The organism is Pseudoalteromonas sp. Z1A2 (assembly GCF_011378755.1).
GTDB classification, from domain to species: domain Bacteria; phylum Pseudomonadota; class Gammaproteobacteria; order Enterobacterales; family Alteromonadaceae; genus Pseudoalteromonas; species Pseudoalteromonas distincta.
The window spans coordinates 32,326-51,347 of sequence record NZ_WTKX01000012.1 but is presented as its reverse complement, the minus strand read 5'-3'; the positions used below and the strand labels follow the sequence as shown (position 1 = coordinate 51,347).

The 19,022-nt window shown below is 40.7% G+C and carries 17 protein-coding genes; 6 read left to right on the top strand and 11 right to left on the bottom strand.

Annotated elements, in window-relative coordinates:
• Positions 1 to 90: 90 nt before the first annotated feature.
• Positions 91 to 987, top strand: coding sequence for a GGDEF domain-containing protein (locus GQR47_RS10225; RefSeq protein WP_024596260.1), 897 nt, complete (start codon positions 91 to 93; stop codon positions 985 to 987).
• Positions 988 to 1,017: 30 nt separating this feature from the next.
• Here GQR47_RS10225 and GQR47_RS10220 read toward each other — a convergent pair whose 3' ends face one another.
• The 6 genes from GQR47_RS10220 to lpxB all read right to left on the bottom strand — a co-directional run bounded on the left by GQR47_RS10220 (position 1,018) and on the right by lpxB (position 8,976).
• Positions 1,018 to 1,371: a hypothetical protein gene (locus GQR47_RS10220; RefSeq protein WP_024596259.1), complete on the bottom strand. Its 354-nt coding sequence runs from the start codon at positions 1,369 to 1,371 to the stop codon at positions 1,018 to 1,020.
• Positions 1,372 to 2,676: a tRNA lysidine(34) synthetase TilS gene (gene tilS, locus GQR47_RS10215; RefSeq protein ID WP_024596258.1), complete on the bottom strand. Its 1,305-nt coding sequence runs from the start codon at positions 2,674 to 2,676 to the stop codon at positions 1,372 to 1,374. It abuts the gene before it with no gap.
• 83 nt (positions 2,677 to 2,759) lie between these two features.
• Positions 2,760 to 3,716: an acetyl-CoA carboxylase carboxyl transferase subunit alpha gene (gene accA / locus GQR47_RS10210; protein ID WP_002958297.1), complete on the bottom strand. Its 957-nt coding sequence runs from the start codon at positions 3,714 to 3,716 to the stop codon at positions 2,760 to 2,762.
• 16 nt (positions 3,717 to 3,732) lie between these two features.
• Positions 3,733 to 7,224, bottom strand: coding sequence for a DNA polymerase III subunit alpha (dnaE, locus tag GQR47_RS10205; RefSeq protein ID WP_002958298.1), 3,492 nt, complete (start codon positions 7,222 to 7,224; stop codon positions 3,733 to 3,735).
• Between the two features lie 2 nt (positions 7,225 to 7,226).
• The gene (gene rnhB / locus GQR47_RS10200) at positions 7,227 to 7,829 is read right to left on the bottom strand and encodes a ribonuclease HII (protein WP_165723758.1); all 603 of its coding nucleotides are present in this window, start codon (positions 7,827 to 7,829) and stop codon (positions 7,227 to 7,229) included.
• Positions 7,819 to 8,976: a lipid-A-disaccharide synthase gene (gene lpxB, locus GQR47_RS10195; protein WP_024596256.1), complete on the bottom strand. Its 1,158-nt coding sequence runs from the start codon at positions 8,974 to 8,976 to the stop codon at positions 7,819 to 7,821. Before lpxB ends, rnhB begins: the two co-directional genes overlap by 11 nt.
• A gap of 301 nt (positions 8,977 to 9,277) precedes the next feature.
• Here lpxB and GQR47_RS10190 point away from each other — a divergent pair, with 301 nt between their 5' ends.
• Genes GQR47_RS10190 through cydC form a run of 5 tightly spaced genes read left to right on the top strand, consistent with a single transcriptional unit; the run spans position 9,278 to position 15,695 of the window.
• Complete coding sequence (locus GQR47_RS10190) at positions 9,278 to 10,861, top strand: cytochrome ubiquinol oxidase subunit I (protein ID WP_024596255.1); 1,584 nt, start codon at positions 9,278 to 9,280, stop codon at positions 10,859 to 10,861.
• A complete protein-coding gene (cydB, locus tag GQR47_RS10185; protein ID WP_002958302.1) occupies positions 10,858 to 11,997 on the top strand; it encodes a cytochrome d ubiquinol oxidase subunit II in 1,140 nt (379 codons plus the stop codon). Before GQR47_RS10190 ends, cydB begins: the two co-directional genes overlap by 4 nt.
• 12 nt (positions 11,998 to 12,009) lie before the next feature.
• Complete coding sequence (cydX, locus tag GQR47_RS10180; protein WP_002958303.1) at positions 12,010 to 12,174, top strand: cytochrome bd-I oxidase subunit CydX; 165 nt, start codon at positions 12,010 to 12,012, stop codon at positions 12,172 to 12,174.
• Positions 12,164 to 13,957, top strand: coding sequence for a thiol reductant ABC exporter subunit CydD (gene cydD / locus GQR47_RS10175; protein WP_024596253.1), 1,794 nt, complete (start codon positions 12,164 to 12,166; stop codon positions 13,955 to 13,957). Before cydX ends, cydD begins: the two co-directional genes overlap by 11 nt.
• A complete protein-coding gene (gene cydC, locus GQR47_RS10170; protein ID WP_024596252.1) occupies positions 13,950 to 15,695 on the top strand; it encodes a thiol reductant ABC exporter subunit CydC in 1,746 nt (581 codons plus the stop codon). The genes cydD and cydC overlap by 8 nt, the downstream gene beginning before the upstream one ends.
• Here cydC and GQR47_RS10165 read toward each other — a convergent pair.
• The 5 genes from GQR47_RS10165 to GQR47_RS10145 all read right to left on the bottom strand — a co-directional run bounded on the left by GQR47_RS10165 (position 15,678) and on the right by GQR47_RS10145 (position 19,019).
• A complete protein-coding gene (locus GQR47_RS10165; protein WP_024596251.1) occupies positions 15,678 to 16,070 on the bottom strand; it encodes a septal ring lytic transglycosylase RlpA family protein in 393 nt (130 codons plus the stop codon). The two genes, cydC and GQR47_RS10165, sit on opposite strands and share 18 nt — an antisense overlap.
• A gap of 148 nt (positions 16,071 to 16,218) precedes the next feature.
• Positions 16,219 to 16,989 (bottom strand): acyl-ACP--UDP-N-acetylglucosamine O-acyltransferase, encoded by a 771-nt coding sequence (lpxA, locus tag GQR47_RS10160; protein ID WP_024596250.1) that lies wholly within the window; start codon positions 16,987 to 16,989, stop codon positions 16,219 to 16,221.
• A gap of 2 nt (positions 16,990 to 16,991) precedes the next feature.
• A complete protein-coding gene (gene fabZ / locus GQR47_RS10155; protein WP_002958310.1) occupies positions 16,992 to 17,444 on the bottom strand; it encodes a 3-hydroxyacyl-ACP dehydratase FabZ in 453 nt (150 codons plus the stop codon).
• A gap of 26 nt (positions 17,445 to 17,470) precedes the next feature.
• Entirely contained in the window at positions 17,471 to 18,493 is a 1,023-nt protein-coding gene (gene lpxD, locus GQR47_RS10150; protein WP_024596249.1) for a UDP-3-O-(3-hydroxymyristoyl)glucosamine N-acyltransferase, read from the bottom strand.
• Between the two features lie 7 nt (positions 18,494 to 18,500).
• Positions 18,501 to 19,019 carry an OmpH family outer membrane protein gene (locus tag GQR47_RS10145; protein WP_002958312.1) on the bottom strand — a complete coding sequence of 173 codons (519 nt, stop codon included), beginning with the start codon at positions 19,017 to 19,019 and terminating at the stop codon, positions 18,501 to 18,503.
• Positions 19,020 to 19,022: the final 3 nt, after the last annotated feature.

Sequence of the window (19,022 nt, the reverse complement as noted above, 5' to 3'; positions counted from 1 at the left end):
TATAACAACCATATGTTTTTCATGCAATTTTAAAATATGGCACAAAAATAGCTTAGTTATTGCAAAGTAACACCCTCGGGGGAGAATTTAATGGAAAACGTCCATATTTTGACGCAGCGTGTGTCTGGTCGCGGTGATTTTTTGCCGTTTTCGGCTGAACACTCACCTACAAATGAAATAACTGAAACGCATGAACTCGTCGCAGAGCTACAAACAAGCTTAGTGATCGAGGATGTTCTGGCTATTTACGCTAAATTTGCAAAACAATTGCTCAATTTTTCTGGATTGCAGTTTCAATCAACTTTAGGTACTGCTCAAACATCACAAAGTGATACAAATAGTACACCCTATATTTTTGATTTAGCGATTAATAAAGACCACTTAGGGCAGCTAATTTATTTTAGTAAATTCCCGCTTGGTCACGCAATTGAGAAAAAATTACATACATTACATACTGCTCTGGTTTATCCACTTCGTAATGCGATGATGTATAGCCGCGTACTAAAGCTTGCCACAAAGGATGCGTTAACCGGTTTAAATAATCGTAGTCAATTTAATGACTTTTTACTTCAAAAGCTTGAAAACTGTCGCCGTTATCAACGCCCATTTAGTTTAATGTTGCTTGATTTAGATAACTTTAAACAAGTTAACGACAACTTCGGCCATAAAATTGGTGACGATACACTTAAAGAATTTTCAAAAGTACTGTGTAGCAGTATACGCGGCACTGATTCGGTATTTAGATTTGGTGGTGATGAGTTTGCTTTACTTATTGAAGACCCTGAGTTTACAACTAATAAAGTGATTGCTGAGCGTATAATGTGCTTAGTAAGAAAATCGCCATTAATGTCTAAGTATAAAGTAACAACCAGTATTGGTTTTACTTTAGCTAACAGCCAAGATTGCGAAACTGAGATATTTGCTCGAGCCGATAAAGGTTTATACAAAGCAAAGGCATCAGGTAGAAACTGCGCAAAAGCATATTAGCCTTTACTTAACTGCATTAAATAAAAAAGCCTAGCTTCCCCCGCTAGGCTTTGCACATACCAATTTATAAATAAACAACGCAGCACAAAAACCAAAAAAGAACCCGCTAATTAAATTAAGTAATGCAGTAATAGTCGCAAGCGGTGTAAATAATACTAAAAGCAGTGGCAGACTCACGCCTAAAATAAAAAACAATCCACCTTTACCTAACCAATAAGCTAATAAAAGTACTGCAGATGCAATCCCACCAGCGACTGCATAACCTAACGTAACTATATTTAACTCAAGTAAAACATTAGCGATAACAGCAATAAGCGCTGTTATTAGCATACCCATTGGCGCTTTTTTTACTAACGATAAGCCAACATGCGGCTGTTTACTCATTTATTTACACTCCCAAAAAATACCTTTTTCATCAACATGCTTAGCGCTTATAAAACAACCAACCACTTGAACTAATTCATCATTATAAAAAATAAGTGGCACACTGGCGCGTAGCCACGGCGCTATTTTTGCATCTTTAAACCAATGCTTAACTGTATTACTACCAGGCTTTTTAAGTGGTTTAATACGTGCGCTATTGCAATTAAAGCGCACTATTACTTGCTCATTTGAGTGTGGAGGTCTTACTCCAAAACCAATGCTTTTAATTAATAAGCGCCCGTCTGCAAGTTTTAGCTGCGAATGATTTAGCTCAATATCTGTTAATACTTCACTTGGTGTTACAAAATACAAATAACCTTGATGACGACGTATTTGCCCATAGAGCAAATCAATACGCATTTGCGCGTCGTTTTTTGCGCACATTGCTTGATTAATAATTTGCTCAAGCTGCTTTTGCGATGGCATGACCTGTGTAAATAATGCAAGCCACGCACGTACTATATTTGCAATACGCGCTGAGCTGTATTCGCTTATTTGGCTAATGCACAGTGCTTGGTACTCGTTAATACACTTATTTAAATCAAGCTGAGTGTACTCATCAAGTAGTGTTTGCTGTTGTTGTAGTAGCTCAATACTTCGTGCTGTACATTGTTCAAACCCAGTAAAACGCTCGGCTAACACAGGTACTATTTTTGAGCGTAAAAAGTTACGGTCAAAACTTTCATCTGTATTTGAGTCATCAGTTATGTGGTTAATACTAAAGCGTGCCGCAAACGCTTCTATATCGCTTCGCTTTACGTTTAACAATGGCCTAAAACATACACGGCCACTTTGCAGCAAACGCGCTTGGTGCATGGCGCCAAGCCCTTTTAAACCCGAGCCACGCTTTAAGCGCAGTAAAAACGTTTCTACTTGGTCGTTTAAATGTTGGCCCAATAAAACAATGCTGCCTTGTGGGCTTAGCTCATCAAGTGCTTTGTAACGTGCATCGCGAGCTTGGGCTTCAAGGCTCGTACGCGACTGCTGCTCAATTACAACTTTTGCGACTTTAAAAGGCACATCAAGCTCAATACATACATTTTTGCAAAAGCGTTGCCAGTCATCGGCATACTGGCTCAAGCCATGGTGAACATAAATAGCCGATACATCAATTGCAGGGTTATCGGCTCTTAAAGCACGCATTAAATGCAGCAACACCACAGAATCAACACCACCAGAAAGCGCCACAGTAAAAACAGTGTTACCTTGCTCAATATAGCTATTTAGTGATTTTTTTAATTGCTGATAAATTGCTGTTGTATGCATATGGCCGCACTTTTATATAAAAACTCTGAACATTTTAAAGCAAAAAAGCCGCATAAGCGGCTTTTTTTTAACAATTAATGTGTTTAGCAATAACCAAACGACATTAAACGTTTGTAACGTTGATCAAGCATTTCTTCAAGCGTAAGTGCTTGTAAGTCTGCTAGGTCACGCTTAAGGCGTACTTTTAAGTTACGTGCCATAGCATCGTAATTACGATGTGCACCACCTAGTGGCTCATCAACTAAGTTGTTGATTAAGTCTAGCTCTTTAACGCGCTCTGCGGTTACACCCATTGCTTCTGCTGCAAGCGGTGCTTTGTCAGCGCTTTTCCAAAGAATAGACGCACAACCTTCAGGCGAAATTACAGAATAAGTGCTGTACTGCAACATGTTAACTCTGTCGCCAACACCAATCGCTAATGCACCACCTGAACCGCCTTCACCAATAACCGTACATATTGTCGGCACTTTAAGTGACGCCATTACTTTTAAGTTACGTGCGATTGCTTCAGATTGACCACGTTCTTCAGCGCCAACACCTGGGTATGCACCTGGTGTGTCAATAAAGGTCATGATTGGCATTTTAAAACGCTCAGCCATTTCCATTAAGCGTAATGCTTTACGGTAACCTTCTGGCTTTGGCATACCAAAGTTACGTTTAATTTTTTCAGCAGTATCACGACCTTTTTGTTGGCCAATAACCATTACCGGTTCGCCATCTAAACGCGCAATGCCACCTAAAATAGCTGGATCGTTAGCAAAAGTACGATCGCCAGCAAACTCGTCAAATTCCGTGAAAATGCGCTCGATATAATCTCGAGTGTAAGGACGCAACGGATGACGTGCTAACTGTGATACTTGCCAAGCGCCTAAATTAGAAAAAATCTCCTGTTTTTGTTTGGCACTTTTTTCTTTTAATTTGCTGACTTCCTCTTCTAACTCAAGGTCTAATTCGCCAGCGCGGCTGATACTTTGTAATTCTTCAATTTTTGCTTCTAATTCTGCAATTGGAAGCTCAAAATCAAGATAATTGAGGCTCATGCTCTAAACTACCTAATTAGTTAAATTCTAGTTCTACATCTTGCGCAGCCATTAGTGATAACTTATGGATTAAGTCGTCACTTGGCGTAACACACCATTCGATCCCAAGAGTTAATTGCGCCAACGCATCTGGACGTTGGTAATAAACCTTGATCGGACACGTTCCCATTTTATAGGGTTCGAGTACTTTTTGTAATTTATCGAAGAAACCTGCCTCGATTTGCACCATGTTCAGCGTCATTTTAATCGCTTTAATACGCTTTTCACGCGCTTGAGCAATGGTGTTTATTTCTCTGGCGGTCATTGTAATACCACCGGAGAAGTTATCAAAGCTGACCTGTCCAGATATTACCAAGATATTGTTAACTTGGAGCATATCTTGGTACTTTTCAAACTCGTCTGAATACAAGCGTACATCAATCCGTGCACTCTTGTCATCTAAAGTTACTAAGGCCCAACGATTTCCTTTTTTATTAATTAATACTCTAGAAGCAATAACTAAACCAGCTGCCGTTGCAAACACATCACGATTAGTTGGCTGTAAATCAACTATTTTTCCGCTAGTGTAATGCCTAAGCTCACGGCGGTACTGATTTATTGGATGCCCAGTTAAATAAAGGCCTAGCGTCTCTTTTTCGCCATCTAACCACTCGTTATCAGTAAGCCCTGTGGCTTTAATAAAAGCTTGTTCAACTTCATCAGGCTCAGTGGCTAATAAACCAAATAAGTCACTTTGTCCTAATTGCTCAGCTTTGTTGTGTTGATCGGCCGCACGCATAGCATCTTTTAAACTGGCTAGTAATGTAGCACGCCCAGATTGGGTTTTCTCTGGTCCTAATTGATCCAAAGCACCCGCGTAAATTAATTTTTCGGTAACACGTTTATTTAAGCGTTTTAAATCAACACGGGCACAAAAATCAAATAAATCTTTAAATGGGCCGCCTTTTGCACGCGCTTCTAGGATTGCATCAACCGGTGCTTCACCCACGCCTTTTATCGCGCCAATGCCGTAAACAATTTCACCTTCAAGGTTTACTGTAAACTTAAACTCACCTGCATTTACGTCTGGTGGTAATAAGGTGAGCTTCATGTTTTCACATTCATCCACCAAAATAACTATTTTGTCGGTGTTATCCATATCGGCCGACATTACCGCAGCCATAAACTCTGCAGGATGATGCGTTTTCATCCACAATGTTTGATACGATACGAGTGCGTAAGCTGCTGAGTGAGATTTGTTAAAACCGTAACCTGCGAACTTTTCTACCAAGTCGAAGATTTTTATCGCAAGCTCGCCGTCAATGCCGTTATTTCTTGCACCATCTTCAAACGTTGAACGCTGCTTTGCCATTTCTTCGGGTTTTTTCTTACCCATTGCACGACGCAGCATGTCGGCGCCACCTAGCGTGTAACCTGCCAGTACTTGCGCAATTTGCATTACTTGTTCTTGATACAAAATAATGCCGTAAGTTGGATCAAGTATTGGTTTTAAGCTTTCGTGCTGATACTGCGCATCTGGGTATGAGATTTCTTCTCGGCCCAGTTTTCGGTCGATAAAGTTATCTACCATGCCTGATTGCAGCGGACCTGGTCGGAACAAGGCCACAAGTGCAATCATATCTTCAAAGCAGTCGGGCTTAAGGCGGCGTACTAGGTCTTTCATACCACGCGACTCTAGCTGGAATACAGCGGTCGTTTCGGCGCGAAGTAGCAACTCAATACTTTTTTTATCATCCAGTGGAATGGTGTTTATATCAACGGGGTCTTTACCTTGGCGCTTCATGCGCACATTGGTCATATCGACCGCCCACTGCAATATAGTCAGTGTACGTAAACCCAAGAAATCGAACTTAACTAAGCCTGCTGTTTCTACATCGTTTTTATCAAACTGTGTTACTGGAAACTTACCTTCGTCATCGCAATAAAGCGCAGCGAAGTCGGTAATAGTGGTTGGCGATATTACTACGCCACCCGCATGTTTACCGGCATTACGTGTACACCCTTCAAGGATGCGACACATGTCAATTAAGTCTTTTACCTCATTGTCGCCATCGTAGGCTTCTTGCAAGCGCGGTTCTACATCAAACGCTTTGGCAAGTGTCATACCGGGGTCACCCGGAATCAATTTTGAAATTCGATCAACAAACCCGTAAGGATGGCCAAGCACTCGCCCTACATCGCGTATTACCGCTTTTGCAGCCATGGTACCAAAGGTAATAATTTGCGAAACCGCATCCCGACCATACAAAGCCGACACGTGATCAATTACTTCGTCTCGTCTATCCATACAAAAATCGACGTCGAAATCGGGCATTGATACACGTTCAGGGTTTAAGAATCGCTCAAAGAGTAAGTCAAACTCAAGTGGATCAAGGTCGGTAATTTTAAGCGCGTACGCAACTAACGAACCCGCACCTGAACCACGACCAGGTCCAACTGGAATATTATTATCTTTACTCCACTGAATAAACTCCATTACGATTAAGAAGTAACCTGGGAATCCCATTTGGTTGATTACACCGAGCTCAATTGCAAGACGCTCATCGTATTCAACACGTTTTACTTTTCTATCTTCTTCGTCGGGGAATAAAAACTGTAGTCGTTCTTCAAGGCCGTCTTGTGACACTTTAACTAAAAAGTCTTCAATTTTAAGCGAGCCGGTTGGGTAATCAGGTAAAAAGTAAGTACCTAATTGCACAGTTACATTACAACGCTTAGCGATTTCTACGGTATTTTGTAGTGCCTCTGGAATATCGCTAAACAACTCAGCCATTTGCTCAGGTGTTTTTAGATATTGTTCTTCAGAGAACCGTTTAGGGCGGCGCTTATCATCGAGCGTGTAACCGTCAAAAATAGCAACACGAATTTCGTGCGCTTCAAAGTTTTCGGGCTTTAAAAACACCACTTCGTTGGTCGCTACAACCGGTAGTTGCTCTTTAGCAGCAAGCTCTACCGCCATGTGCAAGTAATCTTCTTCAAGCGGTCGATTGGTGCGAACAAGCTCTAGGTAGTAGTTATCGCTAAAATGCTGCTTATAAAAACTAACAACCGATTCAATTACAGTCGGATTATTTTTTAATAATGCTTTACCTAAGTCACCGTCTTTAGCGCCTGAGAGAATAATTAAGCCTGCTTTTAGCTCAACTAACCACTCGCGGTCAATCACAGGGCGATGAAATACATGCCCACGCTGATAAGCTTTAGATATCAGCAAGGTAATATTTTTATAGCCGTCGTTGTCTTTGGCTAATATAGTTAAGCGGCTTGGCTCATCAGGAAACTCTGGGCTACGAACCCAAAAGTCAGCACCCACTATAGGTTTAATACCTGCATTATGCGTGGCGCCATAAAAACGCACTAAACCACAAAAGTTCATTTGATCGGTAATTGCAATGGCTGGCATTTGCAGCTCTTGCGCTTTTGCGACGATTGGCTTTGTTTTAGCAAGGCCATCAACCATCGAAAAGTCTGAATGAACTCTTAAATGAACAAAATCAGGAGCAGCCATGCTTAGCCCTCACCATTGGCTTGCGCCAAAACGCGCTGCACAGGTTTAAAGCTTTTACGATGCTCGTCAATTGCACCGTATTGTTCAAGTGCTGCAAAGTGCGCTTTAGTGGGATACCCTTTGTGCCCTGCAAAACCATATTCTGGGTGGCGTGCATCAAGTTCAAGCATTTCGTCATCGCGCGCTACTTTAGCTAAAATAGACGCTGCTGAAATTTCGGCCACTAAGCTATCACCTTTAACAACAGCTTGTGCTGGCATAGTGAGTTTTGGCAATCGATTACCATCTATAAATACAAATTCAGGTTGTGTGCTTAATGCCTCTACTGCGCGAGTCATGGCAAGCATCGTTGCGTGTAGAATATTTAACTCATCAATTTCTGTTGGACTGCAGCGTCCATACGCGTAGCACAATGCTTTTTCTTTTATTTCAACTGCAAGTGCTTGGCGTTTTTTATCCGTTAATTTTTTAGAATCTGCTAAACCTGCAATTGGTTTAGTGGGATCTAAAATGACGGCGGCAGTGACTACATCACCAACAAGCGGGCCGCGCCCTACTTCATCTACACCAGCAATTAAGGATACATTGGGTCTATCAATTTGCATTTATTAACTCCGCCACAGCATTGGCTGCTTGTTCACTGGCATTTAATCTAATTTTTTCGTGAATAGCTAAAAAGCGTGCTTTTAGCTCTTTGTTATCTGTGTCAAGCATAGGGGTAAGTGCGTTTGTTAAGTTAGTCACATTACACTCGGTTTGTAAAAACTCAGGCACTAGCTCTTCGTCAGCTAATAAATTAGGCAGCGAAAAGTACTTAATATTAAACGTAAATAAAGTTTTAAAAATCCAATAGCTCAAAGGCTTTATTTTATAGCCCACAACCATTGGTTTTTTATAAAGCATACCTTCAAGTGTTGCTGTGCCCGAGGCTAATAAAATAGCATCAGCAGCTTGCATCGCTAATTTTGATTGCCCATCAAGCAGGTTAACATTAAGGTTTGGTGCGGTAGCGTTTAATATATCACTAAACTGCGCTTTGCGTTTTTCGTTAACCAACGGCACCACAATTTTAAGATTGGGGTTTTTAGCTTGCAGCTCCGCGGCTGTTTTAATGTAAGTCTCGCTTAGCAAACCAACTTCAGAGCCTCGACTACCAGGTAGCAGCGCCAGTACTTTGTCATCAAGGCTTAAGCCGAGTTCTTCTCGTGCTTTAGTATCGTCGTGCTCAAGTGCTATGTCGTCTGCCAAGGTATGCCCCACAAATGTACATGGCACTTGGTGCTTATCGTAGAACTCTTTTTCAAATGGTAATAATGCTAACACTAAGTTAGTGGCTGCACTTATTGTATGAATGCGCTTTTCGCGCCACGCCCAAACAGACGGACTTACATACTGTACGGTTTTAATACCCGCATCTTTAAGTGGCTTTTCTACACGTAAGTTAAAATCCGGTGCATCAATACCTATAAATACATCAGGTGGGTTATCTACAAAATGCTGCACGAGTTGTTTACGTATTTTAAGCAAACGTGGTAAACGCCCTAGCACCTCAACAAGCCCCATAACCGAAAGCTCATCCATGTCGTAAAGTGTTTTACAGCCCTGCGCTTGCATTTTAGGTCCTGCTATTCCTTCAAAAATAGCGTCCGGAAAGTGTTTCTTAAGGGCTTTAATTAAGCCTTCACCTAAAATATCGCCCGACAGTTCACCTGCCACAATACCAATTCGTAGTTGTTTTTTATCTTTATTCATTTGATTTTATTTCACAAGTAAACCAGGCGTTCATGCTTGTTAGTTTACCGTGTTTTACTGTTTGGTTAAACGCTTTAAATAACTGGTTTTTTATCACGTAAGTTAAGGCTTTATGTTGTTTGTTTTTAATACTGATGTAGCATAGGAAATATATATTAAGTTTTACTAATATGTATGTTGACAAAAATTGCACAAACGTAAATACTATTGCAAACTTTCAGTAATTACTGAAAGTTCATTAAATCTTAACTTTGCCAATAAAATGTTGCCCTGTTAATCCGTCACTCTCAAGGAGCCAATAATGATAGATGAAACCTTTGTGGATCTATCGCGATTACAGTTTGCTGTTACCGCTCTCTTTCATTTCTTATTCGTACCGTTAACGATAGGTATGACCTGGATTTTAGTTATTATGGAATCGGTTTATGTTATGACCGGTCGCGAAATTTATCGTGATATGACTAAGTTTTGGGGAAAATTGTTTGGTATTAACTTTGCTATTGGTGTGGCAACAGGCCTTACCATGGAATTTGAGTTTGGTACTAACTGGTCTTATTACTCCCATTACGTAGGTGATGTTTTTGGGGCTCCCCTGGCTATTGAAGGTTTAATGGCATTCTTTTTAGAATCGACCTTTGTGGGTATGTTCTTTTTAGGCTGGGACAGGCTTTCTAAACGCCAACATTTAGGCGCGACCTTTTTAATGGCCATTGGTACTAACATGTCGGCGCTGTGGATTTTAATTGCCAACGGTTGGATGCAAAACCCAGTAGGCGCTGAATTTAACTATCAAACCATGCGCATGGAAATGACCAGTTTTGCAGAGCTTGTGTTTAACCCTGTAGCCCAAGTTAAGTTTATTCATACTGTATCGGCAGGTTATGTAGCAGCGTCTATGTTTGTGCTTGGTATTAGTAGCTGGTACATATTGAAGGGTCGTGATTTAGCATTTGCTAAACGCTCTTTTTCAGTCGCATCAGGCTTTGGTTTAGCGTCAATTTTGTGTGTAATTTTACTCGGTGACGAATCAGGCTACGAAGTAGGCGAAGTCCAAAAAGTAAAACTTGCCACAATTGAAGCCGAATGGCACACAGAAGAAGCTCCGGCTGCGTTTACCGCATTTGGTTTTCCTGATTCAGAAGAGCAAGTAACACATGCGGCGGTTAAAATACCTTACGCACTTGGGTTAATTGCTACGCGCTCACTAGATGAGCAAGTAACGGGTATTAACGACCTAGAAAAACAACATGAAGTACGTATTCGCAACGGTATGATTGCTTATGAATACCTTACAAAACTTAGAGACGGTGAAGATACGCCAGATAATATCGCCAAATTTAATACTCTAAAAGATGATTTAGGCTATGGCTTGCTACTTAAGCGCTACACACCTGATGTTGTAGATGCTACTGAAGAACAAATTCAAAAAGCTGTTAAAGACTCTTTTCCTAAAGTAGGCCCTATGTTTTGGTCATTTAGGATTATGGTTGCCTGTGGTGTGGCCATGCTAGGTGTATTTATATTGGCATTTTACTACAACGCACACCGCGTTATTGAGCAAAAACGCTGGTTGTTATGGGCTGCCGTATTGAGTATTCCACTACCTTGGATAGCGATTGAGTTTGGCTGGATTGTTGCCGAGTATGGTCGTCAACCTTGGGCTATATCTGAAATACTGCCGACCTTTTTAGCCACGTCGTCACTAACAGTAAACGATATTTTAATTAGCTTAACTGGGTTTATTGTTTTCTATACTGGTTTAGCCATTGTGGAAGGCTGGCTGATGATCCGCTTTGTTAAGCAAGGGCCAAGCTCGCTACATACTGGTAAGTATCATTTTGAATTACCAAGCAAAGCTGATAAAACTGAAGGAGAGCAATCATGATTTTTGATTATGAAACGTTAAAAATGCTTTGGTGGTTGATCATTGGTGTGCTGCTTATTGGTTTTGCTATTACCGATGGTATGGATATGGGCGTTGCTATGTTGCTCCGCCTCGTTGGTAAAACAGATTCAGAGCGCCGCACAGTAATAAACACAATTGGCCCGCATTGGGATGGTAACCAAGTATGGTTTATAACTGCAGGCGGCGCGTTATTTGCGGCGTGGCCTATGGTTTATGCAGCTGCATTTTCGGGCTTTTACTTTGCCATGATGCTAGTACTCTTTGCTTTGTTTTTTAGACCACTTGGATTTGATTACCGCAGTAAAGTAGACTCAAAACGCTGGCGCAATAACTGGGATTGGGGCTTGCTTGCAGGCAGCGCAATTCCAGCATTAGTATTTGGTGTTGCGTTTGGTAATTTATTTTTAGGCGTACCGTTTAATATTGATAACCTTATGCGTGTAAGCTACCAAGGATCATTTTTTGGCTTGCTTAACCCATTTGGATTACTTGCAGGTTTAGTGAGTATTACCATGTTAGTTGCGCATGCGGGTATGTGGTTACAACTTAGAACAGCAAGTGTGGTCGCAGAGCGTTCGGGTCAATATGGTCGCTATTCTCTTATTGTGTTTATCGTGTTATTTGCTGCAGCTGGTTTTTGGGTGGCTAACTTAACGGGTTACCAAGTTGTATCTATGGCTGATACACAAAGTCATGCAGACCCTTTAGCTAAAGTAGTCACTACAGCGCAAGGTGCTTGGTTAAGTAATTACAGCACTCGTCCGTGGACAATGACCTTCCCTATTTTAGCCTTTGCAATGGCATTAAGTGCACTTGTGTTTTCAAAATTAAATAAACCTGCACTTGGACTTATTTCAACAAGCTTAATGTTAATTGGCGTAATTATGACGGCCGGTGTTTCTCTGTTCCCATTTATTATGCCATCAAGTAATAACCCTAATATTAGCTTAACAATTTGGGATGCGGTATCGAGCCATAAAACGCTCAATATAATGTTTGTTGCAGTGTGTATTTTTGTACCACTAATATTGTCCTACACCACTTGGTGTTACGTAAAAATGTGGCGCAGAGTAACGGTAGAAGAAATTGAAAACAACACTCATGGTAGCTACTAAGGAGACTAAACAATGTGGTATTTCGCTTGGATTTTAGGTGTACTTTTGGCCTGTACCTTAGGTGTAATAAATGTAATGTGGTACGAATTTCATCAAAATAAAAACAGCATTGCTGATGATGAACAAGCCATGCACGATTTATTAAATGATGCTAACAACACAAAAGATGACGACTAACCCCCGACCAGACCGCGCGCAGCAGCAATCACTGCGCGCTTTTTTAAAGCGTCAAAGTAAACCCGCTGCAGTGTGGTTAAAGTTAAGCATTGCACTGGGTACTTTTAACGCATTACTGATGATTGCAGGTGCTTATTTACTGGCTCAAGCTATTCATAATGTAATGTTTGAAGGTAATAATTTAGCCCAAGTCACTCATTTATTATGGCCCTTAGCAGGCATTATTTTATTGCGCGCGGTGTTTTTAGCGTTAAGTGAGCGCTTAAGTGCATTTGCTGCGCTTAAAATAAAATCGGCTATGCGCCAAACACTTCTCCATAAGCTCAGCTTACTTGGGCCTAGTTATATAGAACAACACGGCCAAGGCGCTACATTAAATACCCTGCATAATGGCGTTGAAGCACTTCACGACTATTATGCTAAATACTTGCCAGGTGTTGCTTACAGCGCGCTTATTCCGCTGGCAATATTGGTAGTTATTTTTCCGACAGATTATAAAGCTGGGCTGATATTTTTATTAACCGCCCCACTTATTCCTTTTTTCATGATTTTAGTAGGCTCTAAAGCCGAAGCTTTAAACCAAAAACGCTGGAAGCAACTTGCTGTACTGGGCAATTACTTTTTTGACCGCGTGCAAGGTTTAACTCAGCTAAAACTATTTAATGCAACATGTACCGAGCTTAAACAAATAGCTAAAATTTCAGATGATTTTAGACACGCGACACTCGATGTTTTAAAAATCGCGTTTTTATCATCATTTGCACTTGAGTTTTTAGCCACTATTAGCGTGGCACTCGTTGCCGTAATTATTGGTTTTAGACTATTTTTTGGCACTCTTGATTTTGCCACTGGCTTTGTGGTGCTACTTTTAGCGCCTGAATTTTATTTACCACTGCGCCAACTAGGTAGTCATTACCATGCACGTTTACAAGGTATTAGTGCGGCGGCCGATATGGTTGCGATTTTAAATGCCCCACTGCCAAGTGACGAAAATGCGTCAGTAACTACAAGCGCACCTGAAAACAATTTAACTTTAAATACAATTAATTCAATAAGTATTACCGACCTTAATTTTATATACCCTGGTAGTAACGAAGGGATTAAAAATATAAATTTAACATTGCCAAATAAAGGCTTAATTGCAGTTGTGGGCAGTAGTGGCTCAGGTAAAAGTACGTTGTTTGATTGTCTATTAGGGTTTCACCCTGAGGTGATTAACAACCTATCTATTAATGATCAGAGTTTAAGTACAACCGATATTACTTACTTGCAAAATAATATTGCATGGATACCACAACAAGCGACGCTATTTTACGACACCATTGCTGCCAACATTAAATTGGCCAAACCCACTGCCACACAGCAAGAGCTTGAACACGCGGCAAAACAAGCTGGTGTGCTTGAATTTATTAATACCCTACCCGATGGTTTTAACACCCAGATAGGTGAGCAAGGTGAAGGGCTTTCTGGCGGTCAAAAACAACGTATTGCACTGGCTCGCGCATTTATAAAACAAGCACCAGTCTTAGTGCTTGATGAGCCCACTGCGCACCTTGATAGTCAAACAGAGCTGCTTATTCAAGATGCTATTAATGAATATACTAAAAACAACTTAGTATTAGTTATTGCCCATAGATTAAATACCGTTAAACATGCCAGCAATATCATTGTGATGCACGATGGAAAAATAGCTGAGCAAGGTCACTTTGAAACACTTGCAGCGCAAAATGGTGCATTTGCTGACTTACTAAAAACGGCTGAACAAGGGGTGGTGCATGCGTAATTTTATTCGTTTATTAAAACTTTGTGCTCCTCATTACAAAGCTATGCTATTGGGTACATTTTTAGCGACGATTACGGTATTAGCTAATGTGGGCCTGTTGGCTATATCTGGCTGGTTTTTAGCATCAATGGCCGCTGCTGGTATTGCGGGCGTACAAATGAATTATTTTACTCCTGCCGGCACGATTCGTTTTTTAGCTATTGTGCGAACAGCATCGCGCTATGGCGAACGCCTAGTTACTCATAACGCCACGTTTTTATTACTAAGTGAAATACGTACCAATGTATTTGCAACGTTAAGCAAGCTTAACAATGTTGATTTAGCAATGAGCCGCAGCGCTGATCTAGTTAACCGATTACAAAACGATGTAGACGCACTCGACAAATTTTATTTAAACGTTTTACTTCCTATGCTGGTCGCTCTTTTAAGTGTGCCAATCATCATGCTGTTTATGTCGGCCTATAATGGCAACGTCGCCCTTATTTGCTTTACTGGCATTATACTTATTGGTGTGGTTATACCTGCCCTACTCAGCATAAAGCTCACTAAAAACAGCCATAAAGAAGCACAACTTAGTGCACAACTTCGCTCTGAGCTTTCAGATACACTTACAGGCCTTAGAGAGCTTAGTATTTATCAAGCCCGTTCGCAGCAACTTAATAAGTGCGACGAATTAAGCGAGCAGTACAATCAGCAATTATTTATTTGCCACAAAGCACTGGCAAACTCAGATGGATTAAGCTTGTTGGTTGTTCAATTAGCCATGCTTGCTAGCATAGTAACCATTGTGCCGCTGGTTTACGCAAGCAGTATGGTAAATGTAGAACTTGCTATGTTAAGTTTATTTGTACTGGCAAGCTTTGAAAGCGTATTACTACTACCCAACGCGTTTATAGAGCTTCCAAATGTTTTAAAAGCAGCAGAGCGATTGTTTACACTTGAAGATAAAGCAGCTAGTACGCAAATTAAAAGTAAACATGTAGACATTGATGAAAACTTTAGCGCGCAAAATCACACGTTAGTACTTAACAATATTAGCTACCAATATGGTGAACAAACAGCGCTAACTAATATCAGTTTTGAACTAATGCCTCAGCAAAAAGTAGCGATTGTAGGTAGAAGCGGCAGCGGTAAAACGACGCTTGTAAATTTACTTACTGGTTTATGGCCTTTGCAACAAGGCAGCATAACGCTAAACAATCAAAATAGCGTTGTTGACTTACATTCGTTAAATAATGATATACGCGCAAATGTTATAAATATACTCGCCCAGCAGCACCATATTTTTGATGGCACATTAAGTGAAAACTTACGTTATGCCGCGCCAAATGCAACTAAAGAGCAAATGATTGAAGCGCTCTCATTAGCTCAATTGAGCCCATGGTTTAATGAGCTAAAAGAAGGTTTAAAAACACGATTAGGCACTGGCGGGCGTAACGTGTCGCAAGGTCAATCTAGGCGTATAGCCATTGCCCAAGCATTACTTAAAAACCCTACTATTTTAGTTCTTGATGAACCAACAGAAGGTCTTGATAATCAATCTAAGCAAGGGGTAATGCAAGCAATAATGCATGTTATGAATAACGCCAGCGTGCTGACAATTACGCACGATCCCGCTCTACTTGCTCAAATGGATAATGTTGTATGGTTAGAAGGCGGTAAAGTAGTCGCACAAGGCTCTCATAAAGAGCTCAGTAGCACTTATCCCGACTATATTGCGCTAACTACCCGGTTTTAAAACCGTTACTGATACATCAATAACGCCGACTTTAGGGTCGGCTATCTTTTCAAACATACTCTTTGATAAATCAATAATACGACCTCGCACATACGGGCCTCTATCGTTAATTCTTACCGTGACTGATTTATTATTAGCGAGGTTGGTAACAACGACCTTAGTGCCAAAGTCGAACTCTAAATGGGCTGCTGTGGCGGCTTGTTGGCTAAAGCGCTCTCCGTTGGCAGTTGTTCTCCCGTGATATTTGTCAGCATAAAAAGATGCTTTACCAACTTGAGTAACCTCTCCAGTAGATGATTTAACAATAGGTTGGCTACTACAAGCGGCTAACGCTGAAGTAATAAAAAGAGTGACAACTAACTTAGGTAAACGCATAGGATGACTTTTATTATACAAATTAGATGCATCCTAACTTGAGCTCGCTGAGTATTAACTGAATTAGGTCTAAACCGTGGGCAATAAAAAACCACCTTCGATTTATCATCTAGGGTGGTTTTTTTATGCTTAGAGCAAAACGCGCGAATTATCTTACAATGCCGCGCTCTGAGCTTTTAACAAAGTCGACCATCAATTTCACAGCAGGGTACTTTTCAGCATCTTCACTAAGCGATTCAATCGCTTCGTCTGCACCTAAGCTTTTACGGTAAAACGCTTTGTATGCACGTCGTACAGCCATAATTTCATCACTTTCGAAACCACGACGTTTCATGCCTTCTTTATTGATAGCGGCAGGGCCTGCTGGCATACCAATGGTAGTAACAAAAGGTGGTACATCTTTGTTAACACCTGAATACATACCAATAAAGGCATGTGCACCAATTTTACAAAACTGATGAACTCCCGAATTACCACCTAAGATAACCCAGTCGCCTACATGTACATGGCCGGCCACACTTGCATTGTTAGCAAAAATTACGTTATCGCCAATTACCGCGTCATGTGCAACGTGTGTATAAGCCATAAATAAGTTATTACTACCAATTTTAGTAACGCCTTGGTCTTGAATTGTACCACGGTGAATAGTGGCACATTCACGGATAACATTGTTATCACCCATGACTAATGTGGTTGGCTCGTTGTTGTATTTTTTGTCTTGGCAGGCTTCGCCCACAGACGCAAACTGAAAAATATGATTGCCAGAGCCAATAGTTGATGGCCCTTTAACAACAACATGAGACTCAATAATACAGTTATCACCGATAACAACATCATTGCCAATATAACTATACGGACCAACTGAGACATTGTTACCTAGTTTAGCGCCAGGTTCGATTATTGCTGTAGAATGGATCACTATTAAAACTCTCTTCTCGCACACATAATTTCGGCACTACACACTACTTTGCCGTCGACTCTAGCTTCTGCTGCAAACTTCCAAATGTTGCGACGTTCTTTTAAAAACTCAACATGAAGGTGCATTGTATCACCTGGGATCACTGGCTGTTTAAAACGTGCGTTATCAACAGCAGCAAATAAATATAATTCGTTTTCACTACGATTTTCTACTGTTTTAAAACCTAATAAACCCGTGGCTTGCGCCATTGATTCTAATATTAGCACACCAGGAAAAATTGGCTGATTTGGGAAATGGCCAGTAAATATAGGTTCGTTTATAGAAACATTTTTAATAGCATGTAAAGATTTGCCAGGTGTAAAATCAATAACACGATCAATTAATAGCATCGGGTAACGGTGCGGTAATAAACTTAAAATTTCTTGAATATCAAGGCTATTTAATTCGTTTGCCAAAATAGCATCCTTATTAGTGTTCAACGTTATGACTTAGCCAATGCTTCCAGCGCTTTAAGACGAGATTTCATGTCTGAAAGGTTACGCAAGTGAGCTATTGATTTACGCCATTCTTTGTTTGTTGTATGGGGCATACCAGATGAGTAAATACCTGGTTCGGTGATTGATTTTGTCACCATACTCATGCCGGTAATTATAACACCATCACATACAGACATGTGACCATTAATTGCAACCATGCCACCAATTTGACAGTTTTTGCCAATGGTAACGCTTCCTGCAAGTACGGTGCAGCCCGCGATTGCGGTGCCTGAATTAACTTCAACGTTGTGCGCTATTTGACACTGATTATCGATAATAACATTGCTATGGATAATGGTATTGTCCAGTGCGCCACGATCAATTGTCGTGCTTGCACCAATTTCAACTTTGTTACCTATGATCACTGAACCAAGCTGAGGTATTTTTACCCATTGCCCGCGTTCGTTCGCATAGCCAAACCCATCACTACCTACAACACTATTTGCTTGAAACAAACAATCTGAACCAATTTCAACATCGTGATAAATAGTCACACTAGACCAAAGCTTAGTGCCAGAGCCTATTTTAACACGTTCTCCGATAAAACTGTTCGGACCAATTTGCGCATTGTCACCTATCACCGCATCAGCTTCAATGACTGCATTAGCCCCTATAGCGGCGCTGTCACTAACAATCGCTGTTGAATGAACCGTGGCACTTGGATGAATACCCGTCGAGGCTGAGCGTGGTGTTGTATCCATAAATTGCGCTAATTTTGCGTAACTTACATACGGATTCGCAACAATAACTTTGCTACCACTAAAGTACTGAGCATCGGCTTGGCTTACTATTACAGCGCTAGCTTGAGTAGTCTCAAGTTGCGAGCGATATTTTGAGTTCGCTAAAAATGCAATATGCCCAGAATGGGCATTTGCAAGTGTCGCTATTTTTTTTATTTCTAAAGCGCCATCACCCTGAAGTTCGGCGCCTAGAAGTTCCGCAATTTGCGAAAGCGTATAATTTTGCATAGAGTGATTATTTCTTACTAACTGCAGCTACAACTTTAGACGAAAGATCAGTTACTTCTTTAGGATTAAAGTAAATTGTTGTGTCTTTTACTTTAACTTCGTCGAAGTCGCCGTCTTTAGCAATTTCTTCAATTGTTTTGATTATTACACCTTGAACTTTAGCAAGTTCTTGGTTTTGGCGCGCTTTGATTTCTTGCTCTAAAGGACGACCTTGTTCAGCAAGATTTTTTTGCATGCCTTGGATTTTATCACGTAGTGCATCTTTTTGAGCTTGGCTCATAGTTGTACTTTCGCGTTTAAATTTTTCAGCTTCAAAACGAATATCGCCTTGTAACTTTTCAAGCTCTTGACGACGTTCAGCAAACTCAGTTTGTAAAGACTGTTCAATTTTAGCCATTTGAGGAATTTGCTTGTAGATTTCCTGCATATCAACAATACCTACTTTGTGTGCAAATGCATTCACAGAAGTACCCATCATTAAAGTTGCTAAAACTGCTACAGCTGTTGATTTAAATAATTTTTTCACAAA

Excerpts from the sequence above, each read along its gene's own strand:
- lpxB (WP_024596256.1), bottom strand. The coding sequence starts at position 8,976 with ATGAATAAAGATAAAAAACAACTACGAATTGGTATTGTGGCAGGTGAA.
- rnhB (WP_165723758.1), bottom strand. The coding sequence starts at position 7,829 with ATGCAAATTGATAGACCCAATGTATCCTTAATTGCTGGTGTAGATGAA.
- tilS (WP_024596258.1), bottom strand. The coding sequence starts at position 2,676 with ATGCATACAACAGCAATTTATCAGCAATTAAAAAAATCACTAAATAGC.
- accA (WP_002958297.1), bottom strand. The coding sequence starts at position 3,716 with ATGAGCCTCAATTATCTTGATTTTGAGCTTCCAATTGCAGAATTAGAA.
- GQR47_RS10220 (WP_024596259.1), bottom strand. The coding sequence starts at position 1,371 with ATGAGTAAACAGCCGCATGTTGGCTTATCGTTAGTAAAAAAAGCGCCA.
- cydC (WP_024596252.1), top strand. The coding sequence starts at position 13,950 with ATGCGTAATTTTATTCGTTTATTAAAACTTTGTGCTCCTCATTACAAA.
- cydX (WP_002958303.1), top strand. The coding sequence starts at position 12,010 with ATGTGGTATTTCGCTTGGATTTTAGGTGTACTTTTGGCCTGTACCTTA.
- lpxD (WP_024596249.1), bottom strand. The coding sequence starts at position 18,493 with ATGCAAAATTATACGCTTTCGCAAATTGCGGAACTTCTAGGCGCCGAA.
- GQR47_RS10225 (WP_024596260.1), top strand. The coding sequence starts at position 91 with ATGGAAAACGTCCATATTTTGACGCAGCGTGTGTCTGGTCGCGGTGAT.
- dnaE (WP_002958298.1), bottom strand. The coding sequence starts at position 7,224 with ATGGCTGCTCCTGATTTTGTTCATTTAAGAGTTCATTCAGACTTTTCG.
- cydB (WP_002958302.1), top strand. The coding sequence starts at position 10,858 with ATGATTTTTGATTATGAAACGTTAAAAATGCTTTGGTGGTTGATCATT.
- GQR47_RS10190 (WP_024596255.1), top strand. The coding sequence starts at position 9,278 with ATGATAGATGAAACCTTTGTGGATCTATCGCGATTACAGTTTGCTGTT.
- cydD (WP_024596253.1), top strand. The coding sequence starts at position 12,164 with ATGACGACTAACCCCCGACCAGACCGCGCGCAGCAGCAATCACTGCGC.
- GQR47_RS10165 (WP_024596251.1), bottom strand. The coding sequence starts at position 16,070 with ATGCGTTTACCTAAGTTAGTTGTCACTCTTTTTATTACTTCAGCGTTA.